Raw genomic sequence first — 18,896 nt, 5'->3', positions numbered from 1 at the left:
GGCTCAGTAGCGGCGCCACTCCGCGCGGGCGTACTCCAGCACCCGGGGGTGCAGCAGGGTGGACGGCGGCAGCTCCAGCCGGTGCCGGTCCGGCGGAAAGTTCGTGGCGGCCCGCAGCGTCCCGGCGTCCAGGTAGCGCAGTGCGGGTACCTCGGCCGGCAGCCCCAGCACCGGCGCGTCCGGCCCCGGGGCGGCGAGCAGGAACCCCCAGTCGCCGAACGAGGGCACGTCGACGTGGTACGGCAGCGTGCCGAAGCCGGCCGACCGCAGCGACGCCTCGACGCACCAGTACGAGCGGGGCGCAAAGTACGGCGAACCGGCCTGCACCACCACCCGTCCCCGGTCGGCGACCACCGCCCGGACCAGCGAGTAGAACTCCACCGAATAGAGCTTCGCGGTCGCCGTCTCGTCCGGGTCCGGCAGGTCCACCACCACCGCGTCGAACCGGGCCGGCTGGGCGCGCAGCCAGCCGAAGGCGTCGGCGTTGACGATCCGGACCCGGGGGTCGGCGAAGGCATCCCCGTTCAGCGCCCGCAGTTGCGGCTCGGTCCGGGCCAGCCGGACCACCGCCGGATCCAGCTCCACCACGGTCACCGAGCCGACGTCGGGATAGCGCAGCAGTTCCCGTACGGCCAGCCCGTCGCCGCCGCCGAGGACCAGTACCGAGCGCCGGCTGCCGGCGAGTGCCGGATGCACCAGCGCCTCGTGGTAGCGGTACTCGTCGACCGAACTGAACTGGAGGTCCCCGTTGAGATAGAGCCGCAGGTCGGTGACGCCCTGCGAGACCAGCGGGACCGACCGGGTCAGCACGATCTCCTGGTACGCGCTGCGCTCGGCGTGCACCACCGGATCCCGGAAGAGCTGCTGCCGGGCGGTCACCTCGAAGTCGGCGGCGGTCAGGTAGGCGTACCCGAGGACGAGTCCGACCGCGACGGTGCCGGCGGCCAGCGCGACCCTGACCCGGGCGGTCAGCTCCCGCCGGAAGACCGTGCCGACCAGCGCCAACCCGGCCAGCGCGTTCACCACCCCGACCACCAGTACGCCACGGAGCTGGCCGAAGAAGGGCATCAGCAGGAACGGGAAGGCGAGGCCGCCGAGCAGCGCGCCGACGTAGTCGGCGGCGAACAGGTCGGCGACGGCGCTGCCGGCGGACTGTTCCCGGATCCGCTGCAACAGCACCATCAGCAGCGGGATCTCCGCCCCGATCAGCAGCCCGAGCAGCAGGGCGGTGCCGACCAGGGCCGGCGCGTAGAGGTCGAGCCAGGCGAAGGCGGCGTAGAGGCCGAGCACCGAGAGTCCGCCGAAGAGCGCGAGGGCGAGTTCGACGACCGCGAACGCGGCGGCGGCCCGGTGCTGGAACGGCTTGGCGACCAGCGCCCCGATGCCCATCGCGAAGACCATCACGCCGAGCACGATCGACGCCTGGCCGACGGTGTCCCCGATCAGGTAGCTGCCGAGCGCCACCAGGGCCAGCTCGTAGACCAGGCCGCAGGCGGCGCAGACGAAGACCGCGCCGAGCACCGCCGCCCGGGCCGCCCGCCGCCGTGGCTTCCCCGCCGGCACGCTCGGCGCGGTCTCCGGCACCGCACCGGGGTCGGGAAGGGTCTCCGTCATCGGCGTCGACCGCGGCTGCGGCGGCCTTTCCGGGGTACGGCCGCGCCGCCGGCGCCCGGGCTCGGGTCGGTGGCGGACGCGACCGGCGGCGGATCCTGGTGCCGGCGCTCGAACACGCCGATCGCCAGGAAGAGGGCGGTGAGCAGGAAGAGCCCGGCGGCACCGAGCAGGAGAACCCAGCGGTCGCGCCAGAAGTCGTTCCCGGGATCAGGCAGCGGCGACGGTGCCGTCGAGGCAGCCGACGCGCTCGGAGCCCGGGTCGCCGAGCCGGCACCGTTCTCCGAGACCAGCAGCGGCAGCAGCACCGCCGCCTGGCAGACCGCCCAGCCGGGATCGTCGACGAACCGGTCGGAATCGACGCCGAACCGCTGAAGACCCCGGTCGAAGTCGATGTGCGCCAGGTCGGCGGAGCTGCTCACCCGGTACGAGGCGCTGTCGCTCGACTCGCTGCTCGCCGAGGTGTACCAGACCGCCGCGTCGATCTCCACCCAGCGGGGGCAGCGGGTCGGATCGCTGTCCACCGCGACGTCGTCGCCGAGGTTGGAGCCGACGCTCACCGGTGTGGCCTGGTACGACGCTCCGCCGCTCCGCAGCCGCCAGCCGTAGCAGATCTGCTGCGTCGTGTGCGCCCGCCGGAGCAGCGTGACGGTGTCGGTCCGCTCGACGGGCTCGGGCGGCGGCACCAGCGTGCTGTCGTCGTCGGGGCTCAGCGCCGCGAGCACGATGAACCCCACGACGGCCAGGCTCACGACGACCGCCAGGACGATCTTGAGTCGCTTGGCGGTCTTCTCGGCCGCCTTCGCCCGCCCGGCGGCGACCCAGCGCGCGTTCCCGCTCCGCGCGCCGCCTCCCTTTGCGCCGGCGGCCATCAGCTGATCGCGGCCGCGATCACGGCCCCGGTCGACAGGTGCACCACCGCCGAGACCCAGACCGCCGGATGTGGCTCCGGGTCGACCAGGATCTCGCCGAGCTGCCCCGGCGTGGCCAGGTCGAGCAGGAGGAACGCCCCAGCCATGATCAGCAACCCGAGCAGCCCGTACGCGGCGCAGCTCACGATCCCCTCGACGAAGTCGTCGTGGCTGACCACGATCGCGGTGGTGACGATGACGCCCACCCCGGCCAGGTTGGAGGCGAGCAGCAGCGCGGCGTTGCGGTTGCGGTCGGCCCAGATCAGGTCGTGCAGCCGGCCCGGGGTGGCCAGGTCGACCAGCAGGTAGCCGACGGCCATCAGCACGAGCCCGACCGCCCCGTAGGCGAGGGTGGCCAGCAGGTCGGTGGCGAGGGTCGTCAACACATCAGGCTCCGGAGGGATGAGGAGGTGGGGGTGGTGGTGAGCCGCGGGGATGGTGCCCCGGGTTACTTGCCGGCGCCGGGGCCGCCACCCCGGACCGTGCTGCCGCGCCCCCAGCCCCAGGCGTTGCCGACCGTGCTGGAGTAGCGGGGATAGGCGGTGACCAGGCGTTCCAGCAGGATCAGCGAGCCGCCGGCCAGCGGCAGGATCACCACCGAGTCCTCGTCGTAGCGCAGGTAGACGCCGCTGGCGTCGACGTACCGGTCGGCCGGCTGCCACGCCCCGGTGATCTCGTCGGCGACCACGCTCGGCGACTTGTCCGAGCGGTACGCGGTCGCGTCCCCGCCGATGTCCTGGGCCGCCGCCCGCACGTACCGGTCCCGCACGTAGCCGCGCGGGGAGAAGTTGCCGTAGAAGATGGCGAAGCCTGCGACCAAGGCGCCCACCAGCGCGAACGCGCCGCCGACCACGAACCACCTGCGGTACGTCATACCGCCGTCACCACCGTTTCCGTCTCCACCAGTTCGCCGCTCTGCGGGTACGCGTGCCAGGTGCGCCAACCGATCCGGCCGGTCCCGTCCCCGCCCGGGTCGGTCCGGCGCGCCACCCGCAGCGCGGTGATCGCGTCCGGACCGCCGGGAAAGACCCCGACCAGCGCGTACGGGTCGCCGGCGAGGTCACGCCGCAGCCGGGCGGTCGCGGCCGACATCCGCGCCGGCGCCAGCCGCCGCACCCGGGCGGTGAACCGGTAGCCGGTGGCCGGGTCGGTCAGCGTCGCCGGCAGCTCGGGGCGCCGGCCGGGCAGGCAGGCCACCGTCTCGATCAGCCCACCGCCGGGACCTTCCAGCACCACCTGGTGGGAGGCGCCGAGCAGCCGGAGCTGGAGCCGGGTCCCGGGCCGGCCCAGGTGTGCCAGCCGGCCCAGGTCGAGCAGGTGGAGCGCGGGCTGTTCCGGGGTGTCCAGCGCGAGGCTCAGCTCGGCGGCGGTGGTGTCCTCGTACGCGGTGTGCAGGGTGACCAGCATCGTCTCAGCCGATCCGCCCCGCCGCCGGGTCGTCGGCGCCGTCCGTCGCCTGTGGATAGATCAGCACCTCGGCCCGGTGCAGCCGCTCGCCGGTGCCGACCTCCCAGCGCTCGCTGTCGCCGTACGCCTCGAAGGAGAGCGGGGAGCCGTCGGCGGCGACGTAGTCGTGGTAGCGGACCGTGCCGGTCGGGTGCAGTCCGGTGCTGCCGGCCGAGGTGAAGGTGGCCCGCCCCGACTCGTCCCGCCGGTACCGCCGGCCGCCGACCTCCAGCTCGGCCGGGCCCGGGCTGACGTCAACGTCCGGCAGCGCGGTCCAGAGCACCAGTTCCAGGTCGGGGTCCTCCTCGACCGAGAGCCAGAGCTTGCTGCCGTGCGCGTCGTCGAGCAGGTGCTCCGTCCAGCCCCAGGCGCCCTCCCGGAACCGCAGCGTGCCGCGTACTCCGTACGAGGTGTGCCGGATCTCCACCAGGTCGCCGGGCTTGAGGGTGCGTGGGTCGCCGCGCAGCGCGTCGGCGTCGTCGTCGGCGCTCCGGAACGGATCGGTCACCCGTGTCCTGGCCGGCCCGGCGGCCCGCTTCCGGGCGGTACGCAGCGCGACCACCGCCACCAGCACGCCCGCCGCCGCGACCAGCAGACCCGCCGCCGCCACCAGGTACGCCGTCGCCCCGTCCAACGCCCGTGCTCCTCTCGATCCCGCTGGGCGCCGACGGTAACAAGGCGACGCACGCCGCCGACAGGGCATGATCGAAAGTGCAGCCGGTAGGCTGGGCGAGTATCGCCGGACGGCCAGCCGCCCGTCCGGCGGGCTCGGCCGGGCCGGCGTCGAGTCCGCCCGGCGATGCCCCGGTCAGGGGCGTTTCGGCAGCACCACGATCTGCCCGAAGAACTCGTCGATCCGCCGGATCACGTCGTTGAAGTCGTCGAGGTCGATCGGCTTGGTGACGTACGCGTTGGCCCGCAGGTTGTAGCTGCCGAGGATGTCCGTGTCGGCGTTGGACGTGGTCAGCACGACGATCGGGATCGTCCGCAGGTTGTCGTCGCTCTTGACCTGGTTGAGCACCTGCCGACCGTCCATCCGGGGCATGTTCAGGTCCAGCAGGATCATGTCCGGCCGGGGAGCCTCCCGGTGCCGCCCCTCCTGGTGCAGGAACTCCATCGCCTCCTGACCGTCGCCGACCACGTCGATCGCCTTCGGCACCTCCGAGGTGGCCAATGCCTCCTCGATCATCAGGACGTCGCCCGGGTCGTCGTCGACGACCAGGATGCGTACGGGGTTCGGCTCGGCTGCGTGCACGGCACACCTGCCTCTGGTCGTCGGGATGGAACGGCACGACCCGCGTCACCAGCCTACGGTGTGGTCTCCGGCAAGCTGTCGACCATTGACGCGGCGTGCGAACTCTAACCGATCAACGGTCGCCCAAGGCGGCCGGGTCATGCTGTTCCCGGTCATAACGGAGCAAGTCGTCCAGGCCGCTGATCCGCAACACCCGCTCGACCCGCCCCGTCGCGCCGGTCAACCGCAGCCAGCCGCCCCGGGAGCCGGCCCGGTCGTCCCCCCGGACGAACGCCGCCAGGCCGCTGGAGTCGCAGAAGGTCAGCTCCGCGAGGTCGGCGAGCAGGCGATGGTGCCCGTCGTCGACCAACTGGTCGATCTCCGCGCCGAGCGTCGGCGCGGTGGTGACGTCCAGTTCGCCGGCCAGGTGGAGGCGCACCACTCGGGAGTGCGCCACATGCCTGACGGAGAAAACCACACCCGCCTCCGAACGTTCGGCAGCCAATACTTGCAGTCAGGCAAGTATACGCATCGACCAGAGGACCACATCGAGGCCCCGGTGCCGGCCGACGGTACCGGGCGGCCCGTTCGCCGCCTTCCCCGGCCACCGGCCGGCGAGGTCGGTTTGCCGGGGACGGCCGGGGGAAGGCGCGCACCGGCGGCAGGGGTACGGCCTGGTCAGGAAGGAGAACGGGCATGGCGGAGCGGGGCGTCCCCACGGTCACACTTCCCTCCGGCGAGGAGATTCCCGCGCTCGGCCAGGGCACCTGGGGCATGGCGGAGGACCCACGACGGCGGGACGACGAGATCGCCGCGCTCCGCGCCGGGGTGGACGCCGGCCTCACCCTGATCGACACCGCCGAGGTGTACGCCGACGGCGGCGCGGAGGAACTGATCCGGGAGGCGCTCGGCGACCGGCGCGAGGAGATCTTCCTGGTCAGCAAGGTCTCCTCGCAGCACGCAGGCGTCACCGGGACCGCCGACGCCTGCGCCCGCAGCCTGGAGCGGCTCGGCACCGACCGGATCGACCTGTACCTGCTGCACCAGCGCGGCGACGCACCGCTGCCGGAGACGGTCGAGGCGTTCACCAGTCTGATCACCCAGGGACTGATCCGGCACTGGGGGGTGAGCAACTTCGACGTACCGGAGGTGGTCGAACTGGCCGCCATCCCGGGCGGTACCGCCGTGGAGACCGACCAGATCCCCTACAACCTCACCCGCCGGGGCGCCGAGTGGGACCTCCTCCCCCGCTGCCGCGCCGCCGGCCTGCCGGTGATGGCGTACTCGCCGCTGGAGCGGGGCCGGATGCTCGGGCACCCGGTGCTGGCCCGGGTCGCGCGGCGGCACGACGCCACGCCCGGACAGGTGGGACTGGCCTGGCTGCTCGGTCAGGACGGGGTCTGCACGGTGACCAAGGCGAGCAGCCCGGAGCACGTCCGGGAGAACCGGGCGGCCGCCGCGCTGACCCTCACCGAGGAGGACCTCGCCGAACTCGACCGGGCCTTCCCGGCACCCGACGGACCGCGACCGCTCGAACTGCTCTGAACCGCAGACGGCCTGTCGCTCAGACGGCCTTGAGCCGGGCCGGCTGGCGGATCGGCTCGACGCCCAACTCGTCGGCGCGGGCGGCATCTTCGGGTGCGCCGCTGTCCGGCGGCTGGAACAGGTAGCGGACGAATTCGCCGCCCGTCTCGTTCTCCTCGGAGCCGGGCCACTGGCCGACGGCGTCCACCCCGATGACCTCCCGACCACCCTCGTCGGTCTCCTCCAGCAGTGCCCAGAGCGACACCGGGTAGCAACGGGTCGTGTCCGGGGCGAGCCGCCAGCGGGCGTACCAACCGGGCCGGGCGGGGACGATCTCGACGATCCGCTTCATGGTGACCCTCCTCCGGCGGGCGCGTGGGTCTCACGGGCCGACCCGATCATCGGCGCCGGTCGGGTGAGCTGGCCTCACCCCGGCCGGATGAACTCCCCGCACTCCGGGCCCCGGGTCCCGGCGCGTTTCGCCGGTGCGGGGTCGGGAAGGCGGTTGATCGCGCCGCAGGCGTACGGTCGGCCGGCGCATGGCCGACCCCCGGTGGTGGCGAAACGCGGAGCGAGCCGAGGTGGGCCCGGATCGGCGATCGGCCGGTCGAACTCTTCGGGCTCACGACGACGAGCGCAGCGAGGAGACGGCATGAGCGGCAAGCAGATGGAGGGCGACAACCAGCGGCGCCGTACCCTGGCCCGGCAGGCCCGTCAGCGGGGCCGGCGGCCGAGCGAGGTCGGCGCGACCTTCGGCGCGGACAAGCAGCTCACCAGCCTCGACCGGGGCCGCCGGGACGGTCCCGCCCCGGCCGGGAGCCGCAAGCCGAACGCCGAGCGCGGTGGCCCGGTCACCCCGCCGCCGGCACCGGCCGAGCGGCCCAACCCGGTCCCCGACGAGCTGGTCGGCACGACCACCACCGACGTCCCGGTGATCGGGTACCGGGAACTCGTCTCCGACATCGGACGCCGGGCCGGCGTCGACTTCGAACAGGCCCGGGCCGCCGCCGGGGCCACGGTCGTCACGCTGGCCCGGGCGCTGGACGCCGCCGACCGGCAGCGGCTGCTCGCCGCCGTACCGAACCAGTTGCACGACGACGGCTCGCTGGCCGCCGGCAACCGGCGCCGCGACCTGGCCGGCTTCCTCGACGAGGTGGCCCGGCTGACCCATCGCAGCCCGGAACAGGCCCGGTACCAGGCACAGGCGACGCTGAGCGCGCTCGCCGCACAGGACGGCGGGCTGATCGACTCGCTGAACCTGCCGCCGGAGCTGCGGGACCTGCTCGGCCCGCCACCGGCCGGCGGCGGGTTGGTCGACCCGGCCGGCGCCACCGCCGCGCTGACCGACGACGAACTGCGGGACGCGTTGGCGACCCTCCCCTACTGGTCGGGGGACCGCCGCAGGCTGACCCGGACCATCGAGTTGCCGCCGGAGAACCTGGACCGGGTGCTGGGCCGGCTGTCCCGGCTGCGGCCGGAGACCGGTCGGGGGCCGATGGTCGGCCGCGAGTCGCCGGGGACGGCGGTGCTCACCGTCCGGACGCGTTCACTGGACGCGGTGACCGCGCCGGACGTGGCGCTGGCGCACCAGATCGACGACGCGATCGACGAGGTCGGCGCCGGGATGGCCGCACCGCCGCCGGAACGGGCGAGCGGACCCCGCTTCGGCCCGTGACGGCACACCGCGCCCTGCCGGCCCGCCGCTACCGGCGGGCCGGCAGCTCGGGAGAGGCGCTCTCCAGGGGTACGGCGTTCGCCGGCACCAGGCCGAGCTGGATCGCCTGTCGGGTGAACGCCGCGTCCAGCAGCCAGTCGGCACTGACCCGGGCCCGGTTGGCCGGCATCGCGATCAGGTGGTAGCCGCGGGTGACCGCCTTGGCCGGCAGCCCGGACAGCGGCACGTGCACCGGGTTCGCGGCCGCGTCGGTGCCGCCGAGATCCACCACGAAGCCGAGGTCGTGGTGCCGGTACGGCCGCCGCTTGCCCTGCCCGTACGAGGCGGCGACGTTGTGCGCCGCCAGTTTCCCCTGCCGCTGGGCGTGCTGGGCGGTCATCGCCGTCGACTCGCCCGGCCGGGTCAGGTCGGGTACGGCGGCGGCGTCCCCGCAGGCGTAGACGTCGGGGAAGCCGGGCACGTTGAGGAACTCGTCGACCACCAGCCGCCCCTTCTCGGTGGGCAGTCCCAGGTCGGCCACGAGCGGGTCGGGGCGGACGCCGACGCACCAGATCAGCGAGCGGGTCGGCACGTACTCGCCGTCGCTGAGCCGCACGCCGTCGGCCGTCGCCTCCTTGACCGTGGTGCCCATCCGCACGTCCACGCCCCGGGCGTCGAGCACCCGGCGGGCCGTCTGCGACATCCGCTGGTCGAGTTCCGGCAGTACCCGCTCGGCGAGGTCGAGCAGCATCCACCGCGGCCGTACGCCGAGCCGGGGGTGCTGGGCGGCCAGCGCGTCGGTGAAGAGTTGCCCGTGCGCGGCCACCTCGGTACCGGTGTAGCCGGCGCCGACGACCACGAAGGTGGTACGCGCGTCCCGCTCCGCCTCGTCGTCGGTCGCCTCGGCCAGTTCGATCTGGCTGACCACGTGGTCGTGCAGGTAGAGCGCCTCGGGCAGCCCTCGGAAGCCGTGCGCGTGCTCGGTGACCCCGGGGATCGGCAGCAGCTTGTTGACGCTGCCGACCGAGATGATCAGCCGGTCGTAGTCGAGCTGCCCGGGGTCGTTCTCGGCGCCGGTGTAGTCGACCCGTTTCGTGGCCAGGTCGATGTGCTTCGCCTCGCCGATCACCACCCGGACCCCGTCCAGGGTGCCGGCGAGGGAGACCGAAACCCGGCTCGGCTCCAGGATCCCGGCCGCCACCTCGGGCAGCAGCGGGAGGTACAGGAAGAAGTCGGTCGGGTTCAGCAGCATGATCTCGGCCCGGCCGTTGGCGATCCGGGACAGGCTCTTGGCCGCGTGGTAGCCGGCGAACCCGGCCCCGACGATCACAACGCGCGGTTTGGTCATGGGAGGCCCCTTCCCGGCCATCCGCCGGGCAAACCCACCGGTGGGCGTACCCGGCGGACGGGTCCGGGCGGACCGGACGGGTCGCCGACGACGGCGGACCGGGCGAGAAAGACGATCATGCCCGTTGACAGCCACAGCTCGCATTGATGACGATGCCTGGCATGACATCCCAGGACTCCCGAGGCGACGGGCCCACAAAGCCGAGCCGCCGTACGTTCCTGTCCGCCGCCACCGTCACCGCGGCCGCCGCCACGGTCGCCGCTCCGCTCACCGTCGCCCCGGCCGCCTCCGCCAGCACCGGCGGCGGCCCGTCCGGACCCGGTCGGCCGATCCGGCCCCAGTCGCCCGACCGGGAACTGCGGGAGCTGCTCCGCGAGATCGACCAGCGCCGGATCGAGGCCATCGTCCGCCGGCTCGCCGAGTTCGGTACCCGGCACACCCTCTCCAGCCAGGACGACCCGGCCCGGGGCATCGGCGCCGCCCGGGACTGGATCTACGAGCAGATGCGGGGTTACGCCGCCCGCTCCGGCGGACGGATGACGGTGGAACTCCAGTCGTACATCCAGGAGCCGGCCTCCCGGATCCCGGTGCCGACCCGGATCACCAACGTGGTCGCCACGCTGCGCGGAGAGACCTCGCCGGAGCGGATCTACGTGGTGACCGGGCACTACGACTCCCGGTGCACCGACGTCATGGACGCCACCAGCGACTCGCCGGGCGCCGACGACGACGCCTCCGGGGTGGCGGTGGCGATGGAACTCGCCCGGATCATGGCGACCCGGCGCAGCGAGGCCACCATCGTCTTCGCCGCGGTGGCCGGCGAGGAGCAGGGCCTCTACGGTTCGGGATACATGGCCCGGCAGTACAAGGCGGCCGGCGCCGACGTGCAGGGCATGTTCAGCGACGACATCGTCGGCAGTTCGACGGCGGACGACGGCACCCGGGACCGGCGTACGCTCCGGCTCTTCGCCGAGGGCGTGCCGACGGCCGAGACGCCGGCCGAGGGCAACACCCGGCGCTCGGTCGGCGGCGAGAACGACTCGCCGAGCCGGCAACTCGCCCGGTACGTCAGCGATGTGGCGGACAACGACAGCACCGGGATGCGGATCCGGGTGATCTACCGCCGGGACCGCTACCTGCGCGGCAGCGACCACATCTCGTTCCTGGAGCAGGGGTACCCGGCCGGCCGGTTCACCGAGCCGAACGAGGACTTCGCGCACCAGCACCAGGACGTCCGGGTGGTCGACGGCAAGCAGTACGGCGACCTGCCGGAGTTCTGCGACTTCGAGTACATCACCCGGGTGGCCAAGGTGAACGCGGCGGCGCTCTGGTCCCTGGCCCAGGCCCCCGGCACGCCGAAGGGCGCCACCATCGTCACCTCGAACCTGACCAACGACACCGAACTGCGCTGGACCCGGGGCACCGAACCGGACCTGGCCGGCTACGAGGTCGTCTGGCGGGAGACCACCGCACCGGAGTGGACCCACGTGATCCCGGTCGGCGACGTCACCACGACCACCATCGACCTGTCGAAGGACAACGTCTTCTTCGGCGTACGCGCCGTCGACACCGCCGGGCACCGCAGCCCGGTGGCGTTCCCCCGCCCCGGTAGCTGAGCGCCGGATCGGCCCACCCGGCGACCGGCCGCCGTCGCCCGTCCCGTCCCGTCCCGTCCGGAGCAGTTAATGCCCGGGCGCGCGACGGGACGGGCGTGCGGATGTCCGGTCTTCCCGGGCGGGATGGCCGCCGCCCGGGAGGCCGGCGCGCGGGGCGGTGGTGGGATACCCGGGACGCTATGCTGTGACCGGCTCCGATGCGGCCGGCCGCTTGCGCCCCCGGGTTTGGTGAATGCATCGCTCGATTCCTGACTGTCGCACCGGAGACTCCCGAAGGCGGCCCGGTCAGTAACGCAAGCGCTGAGACGACGGCCGCCGGTATGGAGCTTCGATGACCACGTCGATCCCCGACCCGACGAACGCGGCGGCCGAACCCGGCACGACGCCCGCGACTCCCGGTCCGGCGTCCGCGACTCCCGGCCCGAAGGCGATGGCCAGGGCGCTGCGGGGCGAATTGCGCGGCCGGTTCGACCTGGCGGTGACGCACAGCGAGTGCCTGGAGATCGTCGCCCGGCAGCACGGCGTCGACAACTGGAACATCCTGGCCGCCCGGCAACCGGCCGCCGCCACACCGGCCGGCGACGAGCCGGAAGCCGCGTTCCCGTGGGGCGCCGGCAACAGCACGATCCCGGTACTACGGATCTTCGCCGTCGACCCGGCTCTCCAGTTCTATGTGGACTTCCTCGGTTTCACCGTCGACTTCGGCGGACCCAACGCCGGCCCCGGTACCGCGTACTACGGCCAGGTGTCCCGGCACGGCACCACCCTGCACCTGGCCGAGACGGCGTACGACGCCGGTCAGGGTGCGACGGTGTTCCTCTGGATCGACGGCATCGACGAGCTACGCGAACGGTTGAACCAGCGGCGTACCGAGGTGCCGGTGTGGGGGCCGGCGGTCTGGACACCGCGGGTCGAGCAGGCCCAGTGGGACGGCAGGGTGCTCACCGTCGCCGACCCGTTCGGCAACCACCTGCGGTTCGGCGAACCCGCCGACCCGAGGATGCGGGCCGGGCTGCCCCGCTGGGCGTAACGGCCGCTGGGCGGCTACGGCTGCCCGGGACGGGTCAGGCAGAACGGCTTGTCGGCCGGGTCGGTGTAGACCCGGAACGTGCGCCCACCGCCCGGCTGCCGCGTCGCGCCCAGCGCGAGCACCGCCGGCTCCGCGACGTCGAAGTCCTCGACGAGCACGTCCAGGTGCACCTGCTGCGGATGCGCCGGGTCCGGCCAGCGGGGTGCGGTGTAGTCGGCGACCTGCTGGAAGAGCACCGGCTGCTCGCCGTCGTTGCCGATCATCGCCATGCCGTCGGCCTCGTAGCTGACCGGCTTGCCGAGCAGCTCGGCGTAGAAGGCGCTCAGCACCTTGGCGTCGGGGCAGTCCAGCATCACGCCCATCAGGGTGGTGTTCGGGTTGTCCGCCTTCAGGCAGAGGTCGAAGGGGTGCCCGGCGGGGTCGGCCATCGTGTACCACGTCTCGTTCCGGTTCAGCAGGGTCCCGCCGAGGCCGACGGCCCGGTCGAGTCCGGCGTCGAGGTCGGGGACCCGCAGGTCGAGATGAGCCTGCTGGGGTCGGTCCTGGCCGGGCCAGCGCGGCGGCTGGTGGTCCGGAGCCAGTTGCAGGCCGACCTGCCAGCCGTCGGGCGTGTCCAGCGTGATCCAGTCGTCGTCCACGTCCGACTCCACCCACCCGGCCAGCCCTCCGTAGAACGCGGCGAGACCCTGGATGTCGGGCGCGTCGAGCACCACCATCTCCAGCTTTCCGATCATCAGTCACTCACTCCCTGGGGTCGTCGGCCCGCATCCTGCCGCCCCGGTACGACAGAATCGCCCGAGCCGAGCTGTCAGAAGACGACACCCACGTCCCGGGCCACGATGTCGTCGAGGCAGCGCTCGGCCAGCGCGGCGACGGTCAGCGCCGGGTTACAGGCCGCGGTGGAACCGGGGATCAACGAAGCGTCGACGACGTACAGCCCGGGATGGCCGGCGACCCGGCCGAAGCCGTCGCAGGCCCGACCGAGCACCGCGCCGCCGAGCGGATGGAAGGTGTACGCCTCCAGCCCGTTCATGTCCAGCAGCCCGTACGGCGCGGCGGCGGCCAGCGACAGTAACCCGTCCAGCACGCCGATCCCGGTCGGCGGCGGTGGCGGGCCGGACGACTCGCCCGACCCGGTGACCAACTGTCGCAGGGCGGCCCGGATCGCCTGCTGGGCCGCCCGGTCCCCGTCCGGCGGCCAGACCAGCCGGACGTCGTCGGTCAGCGGCAGGTACTCGAAGCGGCCGACCGGCTCGCAGATCCCGAAGCCCGGCACCGGCATCGCGTGGGTCTCCACCGGAAACGGCGCCGGACCGAACTCGATGGTGACCGCGTTCTCCGGGTCGTCCCAGCGCATGATCGCCACACTTGTCGGGCCGCCCTGGTACGCCCCGGTCGGCTCGGGCACCAACGCCCGCAGGTGGATCCGGGACCCGTTGTTGCCCCAGTGCCGGCCGACCTCCTCGGTCAGGCGCGGCAGCGCCCCGGTCTCCCGGGCCCGGACCAGCATCCGGGAGGTACCCATCGACCCGGCGGCCAGCACCAGGGCGTCACCGGTCAACGTCACCCGTTCCAGCAGGTTGCCGTCGGCATCGATGTGCCGGGCCCGGACGACGTACCGGCCCTGCGCGTCGGTCGCGATGTCGGTCACCACGTGCAGCGGCCGGACCTCGGCCAGCCCGCTCGCCTCGGCCCGGGCCAGGTAGTTGCGGTCCACCGAGGTACGCGCTCCGCTGTTGATCCCGGTCAGGTACTCGCCGATCGACGCCGACGGCACCGCGTCCCCGGTCAGCTCGGCCCGGACCACGGACCAGTTGCACGCCTCGTCGATCCGCGCCGCCGGCAGGCCGGCCTGGCGTGCCTGGTCGAGGAAGAGCCGGGTGCCGGCGTAGCGCGGGTGCGCCAGGACGTCGTCGGGGATGGTGCCGACCCCGATCCGGGCCCGGACCCGGGGGTAGTAGCGGTCGGCCATCTCCTGGTAGTCGAGTTCGGCCGGCATCACCCGGTCGAAGACCGGCCCGGCCGGTTGCAGCAGCACCCCGTCGACCAGCGAGAGGCCGCCCACGGCGGCACCGGTGACCACGTTCATACCCTGTCCGACGATCTTCTCGAAGAGTCCGGCGTACGGCCGGTAGACCGCCGGCGGCATGCCGGGATAGACCGGGGTGGGGGTGAACCACGACGACCGGCGATCCGGGCGCAGGAACGGCGGGAAAGTGTCCCCGGCCGGGGTCACCGGCCAGCGCCGGCCGCGTTCCAGCACCACGCTGCGTACGCCGGCCTCGGCCAGCCGGTACGCGGCGATCGCCCCGCCGTACCCGCTGCCGACCACGATCACCCGGTGCCGCTCCTCGACGGTACGGACGGCGGCCAGTCCGGTGGCAGCGGCGGCGGCCCCTGCGGTGAGGCCGAGGAACTCCCGGCGGGTGAGGTCGGTGGCCACGACCGCTCCCCCGTCAGTGCCGGACGCGTGTCGCGGGCGGGATCACCGTCATGGGCAGAGTGTCACCCCTCGATGGACTTTCCGCACGCCGGCACCCCCACCGCGGGTCACCGTCTCTGCTCCGCCGCGCGCCTGAGCTGCTGGTCCGCCGGTCTAGTCCGCTTCCTCTTCCTCTCTGCCGCTCGGGGGGTCCCGCCACCGTTTCGAACTCGGTCCGGTGCGTTCGGCGTCGAACGGGTTGTCGGTCGCCTCGTCGGTCCGCTCGAAGCTCGGCCGGCGGACCTCGTCCGGCTCGGGTACCTGCACCGGCCGGGCGCCGGACTGCTCCGGTGGATAGTGCGCGACCGTCTCCCGGGCCCGCTCGGCGCCCTCCGCCATCGGCGGCTCCGGCGTCCTACGGCCACGGTGCAGTTCGTCGCGGATCCGTTGCGGTGGTTCGGCGGCCCGTTGCGGCAGGTCCCGGCCGAGGTCGGCGACGAGCGGGCCGTACTTCGCGTCGAAGGCGGGCCGCTCGGACCGGATCTGGGGCATCCGGTCGAAGTTGCGCAGCGGCGGCGGGCAGCTGGTGGCCCATTCCAGGGAGTTGCCGAAGCCCCAGGGGTCGTCGACGTCGACCATCCGGCCGAACCGCCACGACTTCCAGACGTTGTAGATGAAGAAGAGGGTGGAGGCACCGAGCACGAAGCTGCTGATGGTGGAGACGGTGTGCAGGATCGTGAAGCCGTCGGTCGACAGGTAGTCGGCGTACCGGCGGGGCATGCCCTCGTTGCCGAGCCAGTGGTGCACCAGGAAGGTGCCGTGGAAGCCGAGGAACATCGTCCAGAAGTGGACCCGGCCCAGGCGTTCGTCGAGCAGCCGGCCGGTCATCTTGGGGAACCAGAAGTAGACCCCGGCGAAGGCGGCGAAGACGATGGTGCCGAAGAGCACGTAGTGGAAGTGGCCGACGACGAAGTAGGTGTCGGTGGTGTGGAAGTCGGCCGGCGGGCTGGCGAGCAGCACGCCGGTCAACCCGCCGAAAAGGAAGGTGACCAGGAAGCCGACCGAGAAGAGCATCGGCGTCTCGAAGGTCAACTGCCCCTTCCACATCGTGCCGATCCAGTTGAAGAACTTGATCCCGGTGGGTACGGCGATGATGAACGTGAACGCGGAGAAGAACGGCAACAGCACCTGGCCGGTGGAGAACATGTGGTGCGCCCAGACCGTCATCGAGTAGAGGAAGATGACGACCAGGGCGAGCACCATGGTCTTGTAGCCGAACAGCGGCTTGCGGCTGAAGACCGGGATGATCTCGCTGATGATGCCGAAGAACGGCAGCGCCACGATGTAGACCTCGGGATGGCCGAAATACCAGAACAGGTGCTGGTAGAGGATCGGCCCGCCGTGGTCGGCGGCGAAGACGTGCGCGCCGATCACCCGGTCGGCGAGCAGGGCCAGCAGCGTCGCCGCCAGCAGCGGGAAGACGACCACCGCCATCAGCGCCGTGATCAGCATCGCCCAGGTGAACAGCGGCATCCGGAACATCGTCATGCCCGGTGCCCGCAGGGTCAGGGTGGTGGTGATCAGGTTGACCGAGCCGAGGATGGTGCCCAGTCCGGAGATCACCAGACCGACCACCCAGAGGTTGCCGCCGATCCCGGGGCTGTGCTCGTAGCGGCTCAGCGTCGGGTACGCCGTCCAGCCGAAGTCGGGCCCCCCGTTGGGTACGAGGAACGCGCCGAGCACCATCAGGCCGCCGAACAGGTAGAGCCAGTACGCCAGCGCGTTGAGCCGGGGAAACGACACGTCCGGAGCGCCGATCTGCAACGGCACCAGGAAGTTGCCGAACGCGAACGCCAGCGGGGTGGCGAAGAGCAGCATCATGATGGTGCCGTGCGAGGTGAAGAGCTGGTTGTACTGCTCCGGTGAGAGGAACTGCATTCCCGGACGCGCCAGCTCGGCCCGCATCAGCAGCGCCTCCAGCCCCGCCGCCAGGAAGAAGCCGAACGACGTCGTCAGATAGAGCAGCCCGATCTGTTTGGCGTCGGTGGTGGCCAGCAGGCGGAGGAGTTGGCTGCCCTTGACCGCTTCCCGGACCGGCCCGGGATATCCGCCCGAGCGGGCGGGGGCCAGGATCAGCCGCCCAGGGTCGTGTCCGGGTTCGGTGGTTACCCGTTTCCGCATCGCGGCTCATCCCATCGACGAACGGACTGGCAGGGCGAGGGGTGGCACCGGCGCCGGGGCCCGGCGGAGGGAGTTGCCGGCGGGCCGCCCCGGCAGTTCAGCCGGCGGGCACGAAGACGGCCCGCACACAACCGTCGAGCTTCTGCTTGAACATGTCGTAGCCGCGCGGTGCCTCGTCCAACGGCATGGTGTGCGTCGCGAGGTGCTCGGTGACCAGCTCGCCCCGGGCCATCCGCTCCAGCAGCATGGGGATGTACCGCTGCCCGTGCTGCTGGGCGCCGCGCAGGGTCAGCCCCTTGTTCATCAGCGCGCCGAGCGGGAACTTGTCCACCATGCCGGCGAAGACACCGAGCACGAACACGCTGCCGCCCTTGCGGCAGTTGTAGATCGCCTCCCGGGCCGCCACCGGACGGTCGGTCTCGATCCGCAACTGTTGCTTCACCTGGTCGTACCAGAGCTGCGGACCGCCGCTGTGCGACTCCATCCCGACCGCCTCGATGCAGACGTCCGGACCCCGGCCGCCGCTGCGTTCCAGCAGCTCGCCGCCGATCTCCTCCCGCTCGTAGTTCAGCGTCTCCACCCCGAGGTGCCGCTGCGCCATCTCCAGCCGGTCGTCGAGCCGGTCGATCATGATCACCCGGTCGGCACCGAGCAGGGCGGAGGCGCGGGCCGCCATCTGCCCGACCGCCCCGGCGCCCCAGATCGCCACCACGTCGCCCGGCCGCACGCCACCGAGGTCGGCGCCCATCCAGCCGGTCGGCGCGGAGTCGGAGGCGAAGACGGCCCGCTCGTCGCTCACCCCCTCCGGTACGGCGAAGGCGCCCTGGTCGGCGTAGGGCACCCGGATGTACTCCGCGTGGCTGCCGGCGAAGCCGCCGAGCGCGTGCGAGTACCCGTAGCAGCCGCCGGGCGCGAACCCCCAGACGTTCTCGGTGATCACCGGGTTGGTGTTCCCGTTGTCGCAGAGCGAGTACTGCTTCTGCTGGCAGTACCAGCACTTGCCGCAGGAAACGAACGAGCAGACCACCACCCGGTCCCCGACCCGGTGCTTGCGCACCTGCGAACCGACCTCGACGACCTCGCCGAGGAACTCGTGCCCGATCACGTCGCCGCGCTCCATGAACGGCACGTACCCGCCGAGCAGGTGCAGGTCCGACCCGCAGGTCACGGTCTGGCGCACCCGTACGATGGCGTCCTGGTCGTTGCGGAGCTGTGGATCCGGCACCTGGCGTACGGCGAGTTCGTTGGCCCCTTCCCACACCAGCGCCTTCACAGCCGGCCCTCCCTGCGCCCGTGCCGGGTAGTTAGCTGGAGTGGCCTGTTCAACGGGGTCGACTCGGTGGTCGGCGGATAGTCGGGGTGCAGCACCTCGCTGGTCTCGATGAGCTGCTTCGCCTCCCGCAGCGCGGCCCGGATCGCCTGCTCGGGATCCCGGCCCATCGCTCGCCGGACCGCCGGGGCGGCGGGAAGCCGGGCGCCGTCCCTGAGCCGTACCGCGATCTCGGTGCCCCGGTTGCCGGCCGCCGGCCGGACCTGGATCTCGACCGCGTCGCCGAGGCCGGTCAACGGCTCCGGAAGTTGGCCGTCCACGGCGATCTTGTCTGCCGGGCGGTTCACGGTGGCGACGTGCCAGCGCGGTTTGCGGCGGCCGGCGAGGCGCTGCGGCCACTGTCCGTCGCCGCGCGCTGATCCGCCGAGCAGCCGCCGGACGACCAATCCTCCGGCGACCATTGCCGCCCCTCCGACCAGCCACCTCATCTGTCGGCCCCCGTCGACGTCGAATGCTGACGTGGGGCGATCGCGACCAACCAGCGAGCCCCACCGCGCAAACCCTCTCACAACGGACGCATGATGCCAGGGGGAATCCTGATACTTCGCCCGACTCGACCACGCCCCGGACAACGGGTCCGGGTACCCGC

19 protein-coding genes are annotated in these 18,896 nt (G+C 72.4%); 4 read left to right on the top strand and 15 right to left on the bottom strand.

Annotated features, from left to right (window positions below; translation table 11 throughout):
• Positions 1-3 precede the first annotated feature (3 nt).
• The 8 genes from ACQEVC_RS29810 to ACQEVC_RS29775 form a co-directional block, all read right to left on the bottom strand.
• Positions 4-1,614, bottom strand: coding sequence for a polyamine aminopropyltransferase (locus ACQEVC_RS29810; RefSeq protein ID WP_432884035.1), 1,611 nt, complete (start codon positions 1,612-1,614; stop codon positions 4-6).
• Positions 1,611-2,483, bottom strand: a complete 873-nt coding sequence (locus tag ACQEVC_RS29805) for a hypothetical protein (RefSeq protein WP_432884032.1) — start codon at positions 2,481-2,483, stop codon at positions 1,611-1,613. Before ACQEVC_RS29805 ends, ACQEVC_RS29810 begins: the two co-directional genes overlap by 4 nt.
• Positions 2,483-2,908, bottom strand: a complete 426-nt coding sequence (locus tag ACQEVC_RS29800; RefSeq protein ID WP_432884030.1) for a DUF350 domain-containing protein — start codon at positions 2,906-2,908, stop codon at positions 2,483-2,485. Before ACQEVC_RS29800 ends, ACQEVC_RS29805 begins: the two co-directional genes overlap by 1 nt.
• Positions 2,909-2,970: 62 nt before the next feature.
• Positions 2,971-3,396, bottom strand: a complete 426-nt coding sequence (locus ACQEVC_RS29795; protein ID WP_432884028.1) for a DUF4247 domain-containing protein — start codon at positions 3,394-3,396, stop codon at positions 2,971-2,973.
• Positions 3,393-3,929 (bottom strand): DUF2617 family protein, encoded by a 537-nt coding sequence (locus tag ACQEVC_RS29790; protein ID WP_432884026.1) that lies wholly within the window; start codon positions 3,927-3,929, stop codon positions 3,393-3,395. The genes ACQEVC_RS29795 and ACQEVC_RS29790 overlap by 4 nt, the downstream gene beginning before the upstream one ends.
• Before the next feature lie 4 nt (positions 3,930-3,933).
• On the bottom strand, positions 3,934-4,602 hold the full coding sequence (locus ACQEVC_RS29785; protein WP_432884023.1) for a DUF4178 domain-containing protein: 669 nt from the start codon (positions 4,600-4,602) through the stop codon (positions 3,934-3,936).
• A 174-nt stretch (positions 4,603-4,776) separates the two neighbouring features.
• A complete protein-coding gene (locus ACQEVC_RS29780; RefSeq protein WP_318394058.1) occupies positions 4,777-5,223 on the bottom strand; it encodes a response regulator in 447 nt (148 codons plus the stop codon).
• Between the two features lie 112 nt (positions 5,224-5,335).
• The gene (locus ACQEVC_RS29775; protein WP_432884020.1) at positions 5,336-5,659 is read right to left on the bottom strand and encodes an STAS domain-containing protein; all 324 of its coding nucleotides are present in this window, start codon (positions 5,657-5,659) and stop codon (positions 5,336-5,338) included.
• 239 nt (positions 5,660-5,898) lie between these two features.
• On the opposite strand from ACQEVC_RS29775, the gene ACQEVC_RS29770 reads away from it, so the two are divergent.
• Entirely contained in the window at positions 5,899-6,747 is an 849-nt protein-coding gene (locus ACQEVC_RS29770) for an aldo/keto reductase (protein WP_432884018.1), read from the top strand.
• Positions 6,748-6,766: 19 nt separating this feature from the next.
• On the opposite strand, the gene ACQEVC_RS29765 is transcribed toward ACQEVC_RS29770, so the two are convergent.
• Complete coding sequence (locus tag ACQEVC_RS29765; protein WP_432884015.1) at positions 6,767-7,078, bottom strand: hypothetical protein; 312 nt, start codon at positions 7,076-7,078, stop codon at positions 6,767-6,769.
• A gap of 300 nt (positions 7,079-7,378) precedes the next feature.
• Here ACQEVC_RS29765 and ACQEVC_RS29760 point away from each other — a divergent pair, with 300 nt between their 5' ends.
• The gene (locus ACQEVC_RS29760; RefSeq protein ID WP_432884013.1) at positions 7,379-8,401 is read left to right on the top strand and encodes a DUF2267 domain-containing protein; all 1,023 of its coding nucleotides are present in this window, start codon (positions 7,379-7,381) and stop codon (positions 8,399-8,401) included.
• A 28-nt stretch (positions 8,402-8,429) separates the two neighbouring features.
• Here ACQEVC_RS29760 and ACQEVC_RS29755 read toward each other — a convergent pair whose 3' ends face one another.
• A complete protein-coding gene (locus tag ACQEVC_RS29755) occupies positions 8,430-9,728 on the bottom strand; it encodes an NAD(P)/FAD-dependent oxidoreductase (protein WP_432884011.1) in 1,299 nt (432 codons plus the stop codon).
• 161 nt (positions 9,729-9,889) lie between these two features.
• On the opposite strand from ACQEVC_RS29755, the gene ACQEVC_RS29750 reads away from it, so the two are divergent.
• Together ACQEVC_RS29750 and ACQEVC_RS29745 are read left to right on the top strand one after the other, a co-directional pair.
• Complete coding sequence (locus ACQEVC_RS29750; RefSeq protein ID WP_432884009.1) at positions 9,890-11,344, top strand: M20/M25/M40 family metallo-hydrolase; 1,455 nt, start codon at positions 9,890-9,892, stop codon at positions 11,342-11,344.
• A gap of 331 nt (positions 11,345-11,675) precedes the next feature.
• A complete protein-coding gene (locus tag ACQEVC_RS29745; RefSeq protein ID WP_432884007.1) occupies positions 11,676-12,374 on the top strand; it encodes a glyoxalase superfamily protein in 699 nt (232 codons plus the stop codon).
• Positions 12,375-12,388: 14 nt separating this feature from the next.
• On the opposite strand, the gene ACQEVC_RS29740 is transcribed toward ACQEVC_RS29745, so the two are convergent.
• The 5 genes from ACQEVC_RS29740 to ACQEVC_RS29720 form a co-directional block, all read right to left on the bottom strand.
• Positions 12,389-13,108, bottom strand: coding sequence for a VOC family protein (locus tag ACQEVC_RS29740; RefSeq protein WP_432884004.1), 720 nt, complete (start codon positions 13,106-13,108; stop codon positions 12,389-12,391).
• Between the two features lie 74 nt (positions 13,109-13,182).
• On the bottom strand, positions 13,183-14,817 hold the full coding sequence (locus ACQEVC_RS29735) for a GMC oxidoreductase (RefSeq protein ID WP_432884002.1): 1,635 nt from the start codon (positions 14,815-14,817) through the stop codon (positions 13,183-13,185).
• A 153-nt stretch (positions 14,818-14,970) separates the two neighbouring features.
• The gene (gene ctaD / locus ACQEVC_RS29730; protein WP_432883999.1) at positions 14,971-16,977 is read right to left on the bottom strand and encodes an aa3-type cytochrome oxidase subunit I; all 2,007 of its coding nucleotides are present in this window, start codon (positions 16,975-16,977) and stop codon (positions 14,971-14,973) included.
• A gap of 97 nt (positions 16,978-17,074) precedes the next feature.
• A complete protein-coding gene (locus ACQEVC_RS29725; protein WP_432883996.1) occupies positions 17,075-18,250 on the bottom strand; it encodes a zinc-dependent alcohol dehydrogenase in 1,176 nt (391 codons plus the stop codon).
• Positions 18,247-18,708: a hypothetical protein gene (locus tag ACQEVC_RS29720; RefSeq protein ID WP_432883994.1), complete on the bottom strand. Its 462-nt coding sequence runs from the start codon at positions 18,706-18,708 to the stop codon at positions 18,247-18,249. Before ACQEVC_RS29720 ends, ACQEVC_RS29725 begins: the two co-directional genes overlap by 4 nt.
• Between the last annotated feature and the right edge of the window lie 188 nt (positions 18,709-18,896).

Source organism: Plantactinospora sp. CA-294935, assembly GCF_050936445.1.
In the GTDB taxonomy this organism is placed as follows: domain Bacteria; phylum Actinomycetota; class Actinomycetes; order Mycobacteriales; family Micromonosporaceae; genus Plantactinospora.
The sequence above is the reverse complement of the archived record's forward strand: the minus strand, read 5'-3'. Positions and strand labels throughout refer to the sequence as shown.

Coding starts and splice junctions, on each gene's coding strand:
- ACQEVC_RS29760 (WP_432884013.1), top strand. CDS start 7,379: ATGAGCGGCAAGCAGATGGAGGGCGACAACCAGCGGCGCCGTACCCTG.
- ACQEVC_RS29805 (WP_432884032.1), bottom strand. CDS start 2,483: ATGGCCGCCGGCGCAAAGGGAGGCGGCGCGCGGAGCGGGAACGCGCGC.
- ACQEVC_RS29745 (WP_432884007.1), top strand. CDS start 11,676: ATGACCACGTCGATCCCCGACCCGACGAACGCGGCGGCCGAACCCGGC.
- ACQEVC_RS29720 (WP_432883994.1), bottom strand. CDS start 18,708: ATGGTCGCCGGAGGATTGGTCGTCCGGCGGCTGCTCGGCGGATCAGCG.
- ACQEVC_RS29810 (WP_432884035.1), bottom strand. CDS start 1,614: ATGACGGAGACCCTTCCCGACCCCGGTGCGGTGCCGGAGACCGCGCCG.
- ACQEVC_RS29770 (WP_432884018.1), top strand. CDS start 5,899: ATGGCGGAGCGGGGCGTCCCCACGGTCACACTTCCCTCCGGCGAGGAG.
- ACQEVC_RS29740 (WP_432884004.1), bottom strand. CDS start 13,108: ATGATCGGAAAGCTGGAGATGGTGGTGCTCGACGCGCCCGACATCCAG.
- ACQEVC_RS29750 (WP_432884009.1), top strand. CDS start 9,890: ATGACATCCCAGGACTCCCGAGGCGACGGGCCCACAAAGCCGAGCCGC.
- ACQEVC_RS29795 (WP_432884028.1), bottom strand. CDS start 3,396: ATGACGTACCGCAGGTGGTTCGTGGTCGGCGGCGCGTTCGCGCTGGTG.
- ACQEVC_RS29755 (WP_432884011.1), bottom strand. CDS start 9,728: ATGACCAAACCGCGCGTTGTGATCGTCGGGGCCGGGTTCGCCGGCTAC.
- ctaD (WP_432883999.1), bottom strand. CDS start 16,977: ATGCGGAAACGGGTAACCACCGAACCCGGACACGACCCTGGGCGGCTG.
- ACQEVC_RS29790 (WP_432884026.1), bottom strand. CDS start 3,929: ATGCTGGTCACCCTGCACACCGCGTACGAGGACACCACCGCCGCCGAG.
- ACQEVC_RS29765 (WP_432884015.1), bottom strand. CDS start 7,078: ATGAAGCGGATCGTCGAGATCGTCCCCGCCCGGCCCGGTTGGTACGCC.